Genomic DNA, 11,554 nt, shown 5'->3' with positions numbered 1-11,554 from the left:
GGCCGGGTCAAGAGCGCTCACCGGTCGTACGAGCGGTGGAAGTACTGCAGGTGGACGGGTCAGGACGCGGTGGTGCCGCCGAGAACCTCGACGCGGGAAACCCGCTCGATTCGCCCGCGCACCGCGATTCCCGTGACCCGCACATGCTGCCGGTGCCCGTGCGCCTGGACGAGCCGCTGATAGAGCAGATCCGGCAGGAGAACCCGGATGGAACGCTCCGAGGAGCCGTACACGGTGGAAATCGGGCCCCGCACGGTTGCCTGGCCACCCTCACCGATATCTCGCCGGAGCTTGCTGACCTGGCCCTCGACGGTGACCTCGCCGTCCGGGACAGCCACCTTGAGCTGCTCCGCCGCCGTGTGCAGCACCTCGATCCGGCGGGTGTTGAAGCGGAACGAGCGAGCCGGCACGGCGGAGGCCAACTGTGCGGCCCAGTTGAACCTGACGTCGTAGGGAACGCCGTCGCGGCCGAGTTTGGCCAGGGCGTCGCAGACGTTCGCCGACACGCCCTCACCGGTGCGGCGCAGGAAGAGCCCGAGATCGAAGTCGCGCTGCGCCTCACCGGAGGCGGCGAAGCATGCCCGCACCGCACGATGCATCTGCAACGACACCCGGCGGGCAAGCGGCACACCGGCGTTCCCGTCGTCGCGCGGAACGGCGAGCCGTGCCGCGATCGCCCAGCTTCCCGCACGTGGCGTTCCCAGTCGCACAGTGCGCGCGAAGTCCAACGCACTCTCCGGTCGGCGCCCCTGAACCAGCATCGGCTGCTCGCTCATCAGGGCGTAGGTCGAGGAGACGACAAGTTCCCGCACTCCCGCCAACGCGTCCACCGCGTTGAACAGCGGAATGGTTCCGGACGGGCCGCCCGGCAGCAGCCGGAAGGAGAGCGTATCCGCGCCGGTGGTCTCCAGATCGTCGAGAAGCAACCGGATCGGGCGCTCCTCGACCGCCGCGACTGTGGTGAGAAAGTCGGAGACACGACTCGCGTAGTCGCGCAGGCCCTGATAGCCCGGGACCAGCACCTGGAAGTCGCCGTCGTCCTCTCTACGCGACCACAGGGTCGCCCGTTCGAGTCGCTGCTCCTGCGTCCAACCGGTGGCCGCCAGATAGCGGCTCAATATCTCGGGTGTCAGCCCCGATGCTGCGCTAAGTTCGTCAGCACTCATGGCGATCGACGGCATCATGACGCAGGCACCCGTTGCGCCGGACGGGGCTCGAGAAGGGATCGTAGGCCCTTGACGGTCAGCAGATTGCGCTTCGGCACGGGGACCGTGACGTGGCGCTGCGTCGCTTGGTCGATCACGGGCGACGTCCGCAGAGACACCCAGTATCCGCAGTGACTGAGCCGCAGGGAAGTCTCGTCCGCCTGCGCGTACTGACCGGCATCCGCAGGAACAATAACCAGGAAGAGGTAACGCGACACCGCGAACCCCTCGCCGGCAAGGTTGTTGTAATGCCGCACGTCCATGGGATAGAGCCAGTCCAGGTCGGTGCCCTTGGGGCTGGACCAGGACTTGACCTGCGCCTCGATCTTGGGAAAGCGGACCGTGCCGCGGGTCCCCGGAAAGTCGATCGAAAAGTCCACCCCGGTGTGGTCTACGTCCTGTTGCCCGGCGATCAGACCGGCGGCGCTGGCCAGTACACGCACGAAGCTCTCACCGAAATAACCCTGGTGGTTGTATCTGCCGTAACTCATCCACCTTGCCCCAGGCCCGCACCGACGCGCTCCGTGGGCGTAAACATACTTCGGGTTACCGTCGTTGAGAACCCCTGGGCTGCCGCTGCAGACTCGATCTGTGGTTGGGCTAGCCGACTCTGTCGGGCTTAGGTGGGAACCTATGCTCAGGCGAGCCACCCGGCTTGCTGCGCGGCCGGCTGTTCGCGGTGACCACAGGTTCCGCGCCAAACTACTCGCCCGGATCCCGCCGCGAGCACCTTGAGCTACATCGGACCAAACTGAGCGTTTGGCCCCGCTGGGCCAGCGGGCTCTTTCGCTTACGCGTGCCAACTCCAGCACGGAACAACCTGTTGGGATCGCCGCGCCAAACTACCTGCCCTGGCGGCGTCACGTTGCGCTAGCCAGAGGGTGGGCCCATCAACGGGCTTGCCCCCGACGGAGCTCCTGCTCCCAATCTGCTCCCAATTTAAGGGGCAAGAGCGGAGAAGCCCGTTACCGGCGGTTCCGGTAACGGGCTTCCTACCTGCCTATATTCATGGTGGGCGATACTGGGATCGAACCAGTGACCTCTTCGGTGTGAACGAAGCGCTCTCCCGCTGAGCTAATCGCCCTCAGCGCGCATGACTCTACCCGATCGAGAGCCCGGACCAAAAACCGGGCCTCAGTGCGTCGCGAGGTAGTGCAGCGCCTGCGCCACGACGTCGATGCCGAGGCTGTACTTGAGCGACAGCCACACCACCACGGACACGAACACGAGCCCGACCGCGCCGAGCACGAACCGCACCCCCAGTGACTGCCGCTTCACCCAGCGCGTCCACGAGTTGACGTGCCGGCGGGTGAACGCGAGCAGCCGTCGCGCCCAGTGGAACTCCACCGCCCAGACGCCGAGGCCGGCGATGACCAGCAGCCAGCCGGGGCCGGGCAGCGGGATCAGCGCGATACCGATGGTGACCACGAGCGCGCCGAGAATGCCGATGAAGATCTTCAGGGCGACGCGGCCGGTGGGGTTGGCGCGGATGAGTTCGAGCGTGGTGTGCAGGCGCAGCCGCCAGCCACGTCGGCGCCGGCGCTGCTCCACGAGAGCGCCTCGCGACCGCCCTTCCACCGGCACCTCGTACCCCCGACTTTCGGCTGCTCGGGCCGCACCTTTCGGCGAATCACCCCTGGTCCGCGACGTCACCGACGAGCCCCCCGTGACCATTTCCACCCCCAGTGTCGCGCGGGACCGTCACCCCTGCTGACGACTGGACGTTACCGGAGTAAGTCGACGACTGAACCACCCGTTGCCGGGCGGGACGACGGAGTGGGCGGAACCGGAAATCCTACGTGGGGCCGAGGGGTTCCCGAGGGCTTTCCGAACCCCTTCCCACCACTGGGTGAAGTCAGCGTATGGCGGAGCGTAGCCAGGAGCAGCACCTGAGTATGGGAAAAGCGGGACACGCGCGTTCCGCAGCGGTGCCGGGGGGAGAACGTTCATGAGTGTCATCCGACCGACGACCGTAGAGGTCGAGACGTCGCTAAGGCTCGTCGCGCCTGACGCCACCGCCTTGCCGGTGCGTGCCAGTCTGCGTTACGACCCTGCTGACCCGTATGCGGTCCATGTCCTGTTTCACGCCGAGTCCGCCGGCGGCGAGGCGGTGAGCTGGTCGTTCGCACGCGAACTGCTGGTCACCGGGCTCGACGAACCGGCCGGCATCGGTGATGTGCGGGTCTGGCCGTGGGCCACACCGCGCGGCGACTTCGTCGCGCTCGCGCTGTCGTCCCCGGACGGCAACGCCCTGTTCGAGGTTCCGCGCAGCGTGCTGGTGCGCTTCCTGCGCCGGACCTACGTCGTCGTCCCGCGCGGCCGCGAGGCCGAGCACCTGGACGTCGACACCGCGGTGAACCGGCTGCTCGCCGGTCGCTGACACGGCAACACCCGGGGCCGCGCGGATCTGCCGAGTCCGCGCGGCCCCGGGCCGTCTCACCGGGGGTGCGCCTCAGCCGCGCGTGGTGATCCCACCGTCGACCGGGATGACCGCGCCGGTCAGGTAGGCGCCGGCCCGCGACGCCAGGTAGATCGCCGTGCCCGCCATGTCCTCGGGCCGCCCGATCCGCCCCAGCGGCACCTGCTGCTCGATCGCCGAGCGCGACTCCGGGTCGTCGAGCGCGAACGCCATCATCTTGCTCTCGAACGGTCCGGGCGCGATCGCGTTGACGGTGATCCGCTCACCGGCGAGCTGGTGGGCGAGGCTGCGGGTGAGCATGTGCACCGCCGCCTTGGTGGCCGAGTACGCGTACACCTCCATCCACGGCACCCGGATGCCGTCGACCGACCCGATGTTGATCACGCGGGCCGGGTCGTCGGCGGCGGCCGCGGCGCGCAGCTGCGGCAGCAGCGCGGTGGTGAGCCGGAAGACCGCCTTGACGTTCACCGCCCAGAGCTTGTCGAAGGCGCCCTCCGGGTACTCCTCCAGCGGCGCGCCCCAGGTGGCGCCCGCGTTGTTCACCAGTACGTGCAGCCGGTCGTGGCGCTCCCGCACAGCCTCGGCGAGCGTCAGCGCGCCCGCGTCGCTGCCGAGGTCGGCCGGAATCGCCTCGCAGTGCCCCTCGGCGGAGAGTTCCTTGGCCACCGACTCGCACACGTCGGCCTTGCGTGACGAGATGATCACCTTTGCGCCGGCCTGCACGAAGCCCCGCGCGATCATCAGCCCGATCCCCCGCGAACCGCCGGTGACCAGCACCGTCTTGCCGTCGACCGAGAACAGTTCCGTCATGCTCATCCCATCGCCGTCGCCCGGCCGGGGGCCGGTCGGCCGACCCGGGCTTACCGATCGGTAACGTAACGGTCCGCCGTACGTGCCGACAAGACCGGTCCGTGCGGGCGGAAGCGTCGAGATGCAACGTGCGGCCGGGCCGGTTACCGTCGGGGTGATGGTCACTACCGGTCAGCCCTCCCCGGCCACCCGCACCGGCCCGCCGGAGTCGCGCCCCGGCGCCGACGAGATCCTCACCGGCGCGCTCGACGACCTCGCCGCCGAGCCCGGCTGGCCCCGGCCGGTCCTGCTCGACCGCGACGTGCTGATCCTGGTCACCCACGGTCACGGCACTGCCGAGCTGGACTTCCGGCCGGTGCCGTGCCGGCCCGGCACGTTGCTGCGCGCGTACCCCGGTCAGGTGTTGCGGTGCGTCGGCGCGCAGCTCGACGCGACTGTGGTGAGCTGGCGGCCGGACGCGCTGGCCGGCCTCGACGTCGACCCGGACGCGGTGCCCGCCCACCGCCAGCTCGCCGGCGAGGACGAGGACGCGGTGATCAGCGAGGTCAGCCAGCTGGCTGTGGACGCGGAACGGCACGCGATGGTGCCTCCCGCCGCGGCGCTGCTGCGGCACCAGCTCGCGGTGCTGCTGCTGCGGCTCAGCCTGCTGCCGCATCCGGAGAAGGGGTCCGCGCCGCGGGCCGAGACCGACACGTTCCGGCGGCTGTGCCGCGAGGTGGAGCGCGGCTACCGGCACACCCGCCGGGTGGAGGACTACGCCGCCCAGCTGGGCTGTTCGGTGCGTACCCTGACCCGGGCCTGCCTGGCGGTGACCGGGCGCAGCGCCAAGCAGGTCATCGACGAGCGGGTCGCGTTGCAGGCGTGCCGGCTGCTCGCCGCCACCGACGAGTCGATCGCCCGGATCGGCCGTGACCTGGGTTTTCCCGAGCCGACGAACTTCGGCCGCTTCTTCACCCGGGAGGTCGGGGTGAGCCCGGGGACGTTCCGGGCCAACCGGGAACGCCCGCTGCCCGTCCGTCTGGTGCGACCCCGGCCGCCCGCCGACTCCCCCGCGCCCACCGGCCAGGCATGATGGCACTGTGCAGATCTCCGCGCGCGGCGACTACGCGGTACGGGCAGCCCTGAGCCTGGCCACCGCGTACCCCACCCTGCTGTCCACCCAGGTCATCGCGGCGGAGCAGGACATGCCCCGCAAGTTCCTCGAGGCGGTCCTGGCCGACCTGCGCCGGTCCGGGATCGTCCGGGCCCAGCGCGGCGCCGAGGGCGGGTACACGCTGGCCCGGCCGCCGCGCGAGATCACCATCGGGCACGTGTTGCGCGCCGTCGACGGTCCGCTCGCCGGGGTACGCGGGCTGCGCCCGGAGGAGACCCGGTACGAGGGCGCGGCGGAGAACCTGCCCCGTCTCTGGGTGGCGGTACGCGCCTCGGTGCGCCGGGTGGTCGACGAGGTGAGCCTGGACGAGCTGGTCAGCGGCCGGCTGCCGGCGCACGTGCGCAAGCTGACCGCCCAGCCGGACGCGTGGGAGCCGCGCTGATCACAGCGTGCTGACCACCTCCTCGTAGGGCAGGCGCGGCAGCCGTTCCCGCCAGGCGTCCGGCGCCGGGCGGCCGATGTTCATCAGCAGCAGCACCCGGTGCTGCCCGTCGGGGAAGAACTCCCGTTCCACGCCGGCCGCGTCGAATCCGGCCATCGGCCCGGCGGCCAGCCCGGCGGCGCGTACCCCGACCAGCAGGTAGCCGATCTGGAGCGCGGCGTTGAACCGGGCCTGCGCCTCCCGCCCGGCCGGGTCGCCGGTGAACCAGTCCCGCGCGCCGGGCCGGTGCGGGAACAGCTCGGGCAGCCGGTCGTGCCAGTTCACGTCGGCGGCGAGCACGGCGGTCAGCGGCGCGGCTGCCGTCTTGTCCCGGTTGCCGGCGCTGACGTAGGGCAGCAGCCGCGCCCGGGCCGCCGCCGAGCGCAGCAGCAGCACCCGCAGCGGCTGGGCGTTCATCGCTGTCGGGCCGTACCGGACCAGGTCGTGGATGGCGCGGACCTGCTCGTCGCCGACCGGCTCGTCGGTGAACACGTTTGCCGTGCGGGCCGCCCGGAACAGCAGGTCCTGGGCGGCCCGGTCCAGTGCGATCAGCTCGTCGGCGGCGGCGGTCACCACGCCTCGGACCAGTCGCCGAGCGTGGTGGTGTAGCTGCCCCGGTGGTGCAGCAGCGGGTCGCCGTCCTCGCCCGCGCCGAGCGCGAGCGGCTCGCCGAGCAGGATGGTGTGGTCGCCGGCCTCGATCCGGCGGACCACACGGCACAGCAGCACGGCGAGCGCGTCGCCGATCAGCGGCACGCCGAACGGTCCGGTGGTCCAGCCCGGGTGGGCGCTGAACCGGTCGATGCCGCTGGTGGCGAAGATCTGCGCGATCTCCTGCTGGCCGGAGGCGAGCAGGTGCACGGCGACGTGCTCGGCCTGCTCGACTGTGGGCCAGCTCGACGACGCGCGGCCGAGGCACACCGAGACCAGCGGCGGGTCGAGCGACACCGAGGTGAACGAGGTGGCGGTGAAGCCGGCCGGTGGCAGGTCCGGCCGGATCCGGTTGCCGCGCAGGCCGGGGGTGGTGACCACGGTGACGGTGGACGCCTGGCGGCGCAGCAGGCCGCGGAACGAGTCGACGTCGACCGGGCGCAGCTCGACGGTTCCGGGCCGGTCCACGGTGGTCACGACGCCACCAGCTCACGGGTCGCGTAGGCGCTGGCCGGCCGGGGCAGGCCGTAGTGCTCGCGCAGGGTACGCCCGGTGTACGCGGACCGGAACAGCCCGCGCCGGCGCAGCAGTGGTACGACGTGGTCCACGAAGTCCTCCAGTCCGTCGGGTAGCAGCGGTGGCATGACGTTGAAGCCGTCGGCGGCGCCCTGGGTGAACCAGAGCTCGATCTGGTCGGCGATCTGTTCCGGGGTACCGACCACGACGCGGTGCCCGCGTCCGCCGCCGAGACGGCCGATGAGCTGCCGCAGGGTGAGCCGTTCCCGCCGGGCCAGCTCGACGACGAGCTGGTAGCGGCTCTGGTGCGACTGCACCGTGCCGGCGTCGGGCAGGTCCGGCAGCGGGCCGTCCAGCGGCAGCCCGGTCAGGTCGAGCCCGGTCATGCCGGAGAGCTGGGCGAGAGCGTGCTCGGGCACGATCAGGGCCTCCAGTTCGTCGGCGAGGTCGCGGGCCTCCTTCTCCGTACCCCCGATGACCGGCGCGATACCGGGCAGCACCTTGACCAGTTCCGGATCACGCCCGGCGTCGGCGGTGGCCCGTTTCAACGCGCTGTAGAACGCCTGGCCGTCGGCGAGCGTCTGCTGGGCGGTGAACACGGCCTCGGCGTACCGGGCGGCGAACGCGACCCCGTCGGCGGACGAGCCGGCCTGCACCAGCAGCGGCCGGCCCTGCGGCGGGCGGGGCGTGTTCAGCGGTCCGCGGACCCGGAACCGCTCCCCGGCGTGGTCGATCTCGTGCACCCGGGCGGTGTCGGCGAAGACGCCCGCGGCGGTGTCCAGGACCAGCGCGTCGTCCTCCCAGCTGTCCCAGAGCTTGATCGCCACGTCGACGTACTCGGCGGCCCGCCGGTAGCGGTCGGCGTGCGCCGGGTGGTCGTCGAGGTTGAAGTTGCGGGCCTCCCGGGCCTGGGCGGAGGTGACGATGTTCCAGCCGGCCCGGCCACCGCTGAGGTGATCCAGCGAGGCGAACGCGCGGGCCAGGTTGAACGGTTCGGTGTACGTGGTGGAGGCGGTGGCGATCAGGCCGATGTGTTCGGTCGCGGTGGCGATCGCGGCGAGCAGCGTGATGGGCTCGAAGACGGCCTGGATGTTGTGGCGTACGGCCGGTCCGACGGCGAGCCCGTCGGCGAGGAACACCGAGTCGAGCGTGCCCCGCTCGGCGATACGGGCCAGTTCCTGGAAGTGGCGTACGTCGGCGAGGCGGCTCGGGTCGGCGCGCGGGTGCCGCCAGGCCGCCTCGTGGTGGCCGACACCCATCAGGAAGGCGTTGAGGTGCAGGGTCCGGGACATGGCGGTTCCTCTCAGACGGTGGTGACGTCGACGCGCCAGGTGGAGAAGCGACGTTCCCCGGCGACGAGGAGCTGGTTGACCACCAGCCCGATGGCGGAGATGGTGATGATCCCGGCGTACATGTCGGGGATCGCGAAGTTGTACTGCGCGTAGTTCACGAGGTAGCCGAGCCCGGCCTTCGCGCCGACCATCTCGGCGGCGACGAGCACCAGGATCGAGTACGCCCCGGCGAGCCGGACGCCGGTGAACACCGTGGGCACGGCCGCCGGCAGGATCACCTTCTGGAACAGCCGCAGGTGGTTCAGCCCCATCGAGCGGGCCGAGCGGATCAGCAGCGGGTCGACGCCCTTCACGCCGGCGATGGTGTTGAGCAGGATCGGCCAGGAGCAGGCGTAGACCACCAGGGCGATCTTCGAGGTCTCACCGAGCCCGAGGATGAGCACGAAGACCGGCAGCAGTGCCAGCGCGGCGGTGTTGCGGAACACCTCCAGCAGCGGGCTGAGCAGGTCCGCGAGCGGCCGGTACCAGCCGATCAGCAGGCCGAGCGGAATGGCGGTGACCACCGCGAGCGCCAAGCCGGTGAGCGACCGGGTTCCGCTGGCGCCGACGTGGTCGGCGAGCTGCCCGCTGCGCAGCAGTTCCCACCAGGCGGCGAGCACCTCGGACAGCGGCGGCAGGAAGACCCGGTCGACCAGCCCGGCGCGGTGCGCGGTCTCCCAGATCGCGGCCAGCGTCAGCAGCGCGGCGCTGCGGTGCAGCGCCCGGCCGCCGAGGCCGAGCAGGCGTCCGGGCCGGCGGGGCGCGACGGCCGGGGCGGGTGGGGCGGCCACCGGCCGGGCCGGCGGTGCGGCGACGTCAACCAACGCGGGCCTCCTCGCGTACGGCGGACTGCGCGGCGCGGACCTCGTCGCGCAGCAGCGTCCAGATCTGGTGCCGGTGGTGGCGGAACGCGTCGGTGGAGCGGACGTCCTCCTCGGCCTCCCGGTCGCCCAGCTCGATGTCGATGACCTGCTTGATCCGGCCGGGCCGGGACGTCATCACGGCGACCCGCTGACCGAGGTGCACGGCTTCGTCGATGCCGTGCGTGATGAACACGACGGTCTTGGCGGTGGCCTGCCAGATCCGCACCAGCTCGTCCTGGAGCGAGTCGCGGGTCTGCGCGTCCAGCGCGGCGAACGGCTCGTCCATCAGCAGCACGTCCGGGTCGTACGCGAGACTGCGGGCGATGGCGACGCGCTGCTTCATGCCGCCGGACAGCTCGTGCGGGTAGCGGTCGGCGAAGCCGGTCAGCCCGACCAGGTCGAGGTGGTACGCGACCAGGTCGGCGCGCTCGGCGCGGGGCAGGCCCTTGGCCTCCAGTCCGAACGCGACGTTGCCGGCGGCGGTGCGCCAGGGCAGCAGCGCGTACTGCTGGAAGACGATGCCCCGGTCCAGGCCCGGCCCGGTGACCGGGCGGCTGTCGACGAGCACCTGCCCGGCCGTCGGGGTGGCCAGCCCGCCGAGCAGGTCGAGCAGGGTGGACTTGCCGCAGCCGCTGGGGCCGACGACGACGAGGAACTCGCCGGGGCGTACCCCGAGGGTGAGGTTGTCGAGCGCGGTGACCGCGCCGCCGCCGCCACGCCGGCCCGGGAAGACCTTGCGCACCCGGTCGAAGCGGATCTTGTCGGTGCTCATGCGCCACCGCCGGTGGCCGCGGCGGCGTTGAACCGGTTGGTGTAGAGGTCGGACGGCTTCGGCCGCTCGCCCTTGAGCTCGCCGGAGTCGGCCAGCCAGTCGATCCAGGTGGCGAACTCCCGGTCGGTGATGAGGCCGCCGGTCCCGGCGACGCCGCTGGACTTCCAGTACTCCACGAGCGTGGTGTCCTCGTTGCGCCCGCGCTTGGCGATGATCGCCTTGAGCCGGGCCACCACCGTCTCGCGCGGCTGGGTGCGCGCCCACTCGATCGCCTTGCCCACCGCGGTGACGAACGTCCGGACGGTGTCCGGGTTACGGGTGAGGAAGTCGTCGCGGAAGACGTAGCTGCCGGCGCTGAACGCGCCGAGGAGTTCGTAGTCGGTGAAGACGGTGCGGATGCCGCCGTTCGCGACCGCCTTGTCGCGGATCACGCCGCCGAGCACGGCGACGTCGATCTGCCGGGCGCGCAGCGACTGCTCGGTGTTCACCGGCGGCAGCGCGACCAGCTCGACCTTGCCGATCTCGGCGGCGGTGAGGCCACCCCGGGCCAGCCAGGTACGCAGGACGGCCTCGGCGTGCGCGCCGAGCGTGTTCATGCCGACCCGCTTGCCGATCAGGTCACGCGGGCCGCGGATCGGGCTGTCGTCGAGCACGTAGTAGCCCTGGAACGTCTGCGCGTCGGAGCCGTAGTAGCTGACCACTGCGGTGATCGGGGCGTTCGCGGCCTGGAGCTTGACGATCGCGCCGTTGAACGCGCCGCCGAAGTCGCTCTGGCCGGTGGCGGTGGCCTGGATGTCGGCCGGGCCGCCGGTGACGTTGCCGATCCAGTCGAGCGTGACGTCGCCGAGGTAGCCGAGGTCGGCGGCGAGTTCGGGGAGGGTCACCTGGCCGACCGAACCCTGGTAGCGCAGTTCCTTGGTCTGTGCGCCGTCGGCGGCGTCGGCGCCGCACGCGGTGGCGGTGGTGAGGGCGAGCAGGGCGACGGCGGCGGTGAGGGCACGCCGCGGTGATCGGGTCGAGGGCATGGCGGAGTCTCCTGATCTGTCCACGATGCGGTGGAGGGGGCCCGCGCGGGGCCGGGGAGCACGCCGTACCGCGCCGGGCCACGATGCGCCGGCTGCGGGAACGGACGGGCGGAGAGGGAACGACGAGCGCTCGGCTCAACAGAGCGCGCTCGCGTGCCGGACCAGGTCGACGTGCACGCGAGCGGTGAGGAGAAGCTCGTCCCGCTGCGACATGCCCTCATGCTGCCGACCGTTCTCCACGCCGGTCAATGCCCTTCCATTCAGTGAGACTTTCATCGCTGGCTTTGCTACGACCCGCCTCCACCAGCATTTACGACTCCTTAACACCTACCCGTTGGATAGAGATTTTGCCGGGCGGCAGCCCCACCGTCCAGAGCGGACCGGGCAGG

The 11,554-nt window shown here is 71.3% G+C and carries 14 protein-coding genes and 1 tRNA gene; 3 read left to right on the top strand and 12 right to left on the bottom strand.

Features of this window, described 5'->3' with window-relative positions; all coding sequences use genetic code 11:
• Positions 1-59: 59 nt before the first annotated feature.
• The 4 genes from MicB006_RS23530 to MicB006_RS23515 form a co-directional block, all read right to left on the bottom strand.
• A complete protein-coding gene (locus MicB006_RS23530) occupies positions 60-1,181 on the bottom strand; it encodes a hypothetical protein (RefSeq protein ID WP_116511737.1) in 1,122 nt (373 codons plus the stop codon).
• Complete coding sequence (locus MicB006_RS23525) at positions 1,181-1,696, bottom strand: DUF4365 domain-containing protein (RefSeq protein ID WP_116508949.1); 516 nt, start codon at positions 1,694-1,696, stop codon at positions 1,181-1,183. Before MicB006_RS23525 ends, MicB006_RS23530 begins: the two co-directional genes overlap by 1 nt.
• 518 nt (positions 1,697-2,214) lie before the next feature.
• Positions 2,215-2,289, bottom strand: a tRNA-Val gene (locus tag MicB006_RS23520).
• Between the two features lie 50 nt (positions 2,290-2,339).
• Positions 2,340-2,879 (bottom strand): TIGR02611 family protein, encoded by a 540-nt coding sequence (locus MicB006_RS23515; protein WP_184689446.1) that lies wholly within the window; start codon positions 2,877-2,879, stop codon positions 2,340-2,342.
• Between the two features lie 274 nt (positions 2,880-3,153).
• On the opposite strand from MicB006_RS23515, the gene MicB006_RS23510 reads away from it, so the two are divergent.
• Positions 3,154-3,585, top strand: coding sequence for an SsgA family sporulation/cell division regulator (locus MicB006_RS23510; protein ID WP_007457244.1), 432 nt, complete (start codon positions 3,154-3,156; stop codon positions 3,583-3,585).
• Between the two features lie 72 nt (positions 3,586-3,657).
• Here the strand turns inward: MicB006_RS23510 and MicB006_RS23505 are convergent, their stop codons facing one another.
• Positions 3,658-4,434: a glucose 1-dehydrogenase gene (locus tag MicB006_RS23505; RefSeq protein WP_116511734.1), complete on the bottom strand. Its 777-nt coding sequence runs from the start codon at positions 4,432-4,434 to the stop codon at positions 3,658-3,660.
• Between the two features lie 157 nt (positions 4,435-4,591).
• Between MicB006_RS23505 and MicB006_RS23500 the strand changes: the two genes are divergently transcribed.
• Entirely contained in the window at positions 4,592-5,506 is a 915-nt protein-coding gene (locus MicB006_RS23500) for an AraC family transcriptional regulator (protein WP_221453175.1), read from the top strand.
• Between the two features lie 7 nt (positions 5,507-5,513).
• A complete protein-coding gene (locus MicB006_RS23495) occupies positions 5,514-5,969 on the top strand; it encodes an Rrf2 family transcriptional regulator (protein ID WP_116508945.1) in 456 nt (151 codons plus the stop codon).
• On the opposite strand, the gene MicB006_RS23490 is transcribed toward MicB006_RS23495, so the two are convergent.
• The 7 genes from MicB006_RS23490 to MicB006_RS31855 form a co-directional block, all read right to left on the bottom strand.
• The gene (locus tag MicB006_RS23490; protein WP_225980460.1) at positions 5,970-6,584 is read right to left on the bottom strand and encodes a malonic semialdehyde reductase; all 615 of its coding nucleotides are present in this window, start codon (positions 6,582-6,584) and stop codon (positions 5,970-5,972) included.
• Positions 6,578-7,135, bottom strand: a complete 558-nt coding sequence (locus MicB006_RS23485) for a flavin reductase family protein (protein WP_116508943.1) — start codon at positions 7,133-7,135, stop codon at positions 6,578-6,580. Before MicB006_RS23485 ends, MicB006_RS23490 begins: the two co-directional genes overlap by 7 nt.
• Positions 7,132-8,466: an LLM class flavin-dependent oxidoreductase gene (locus MicB006_RS23480; protein WP_116508942.1), complete on the bottom strand. Its 1,335-nt coding sequence runs from the start codon at positions 8,464-8,466 to the stop codon at positions 7,132-7,134. Before MicB006_RS23480 ends, MicB006_RS23485 begins: the two co-directional genes overlap by 4 nt.
• Before the next feature lie 11 nt (positions 8,467-8,477).
• Positions 8,478-9,329 (bottom strand): ABC transporter permease, encoded by an 852-nt coding sequence (locus MicB006_RS23475; RefSeq protein ID WP_225980459.1) that lies wholly within the window; start codon positions 9,327-9,329, stop codon positions 8,478-8,480.
• Positions 9,322-10,140: an ABC transporter ATP-binding protein gene (locus MicB006_RS23470; protein ID WP_116508940.1), complete on the bottom strand. Its 819-nt coding sequence runs from the start codon at positions 10,138-10,140 to the stop codon at positions 9,322-9,324. The genes MicB006_RS23475 and MicB006_RS23470 overlap by 8 nt, the downstream gene beginning before the upstream one ends.
• A complete protein-coding gene (locus MicB006_RS23465; RefSeq protein ID WP_116508939.1) occupies positions 10,137-11,165 on the bottom strand; it encodes an ABC transporter substrate-binding protein in 1,029 nt (342 codons plus the stop codon). Before MicB006_RS23465 ends, MicB006_RS23470 begins: the two co-directional genes overlap by 4 nt.
• 135 nt (positions 11,166-11,300) lie before the next feature.
• Positions 11,301-11,441, bottom strand: a complete 141-nt coding sequence (locus MicB006_RS31855; RefSeq protein ID WP_157539073.1) for a putative leader peptide — start codon at positions 11,439-11,441, stop codon at positions 11,301-11,303.
• Positions 11,442-11,554 lie beyond the last annotated feature (113 nt).

The sequence above is a fragment of the Micromonospora sp. B006 genome (assembly GCF_003408515.1).
Classification (GTDB): domain Bacteria; phylum Actinomycetota; class Actinomycetes; order Mycobacteriales; family Micromonosporaceae; genus Micromonospora; species Micromonospora echinospora_A.
This window is presented reverse-complemented; position numbering and strand designations above follow the sequence as displayed.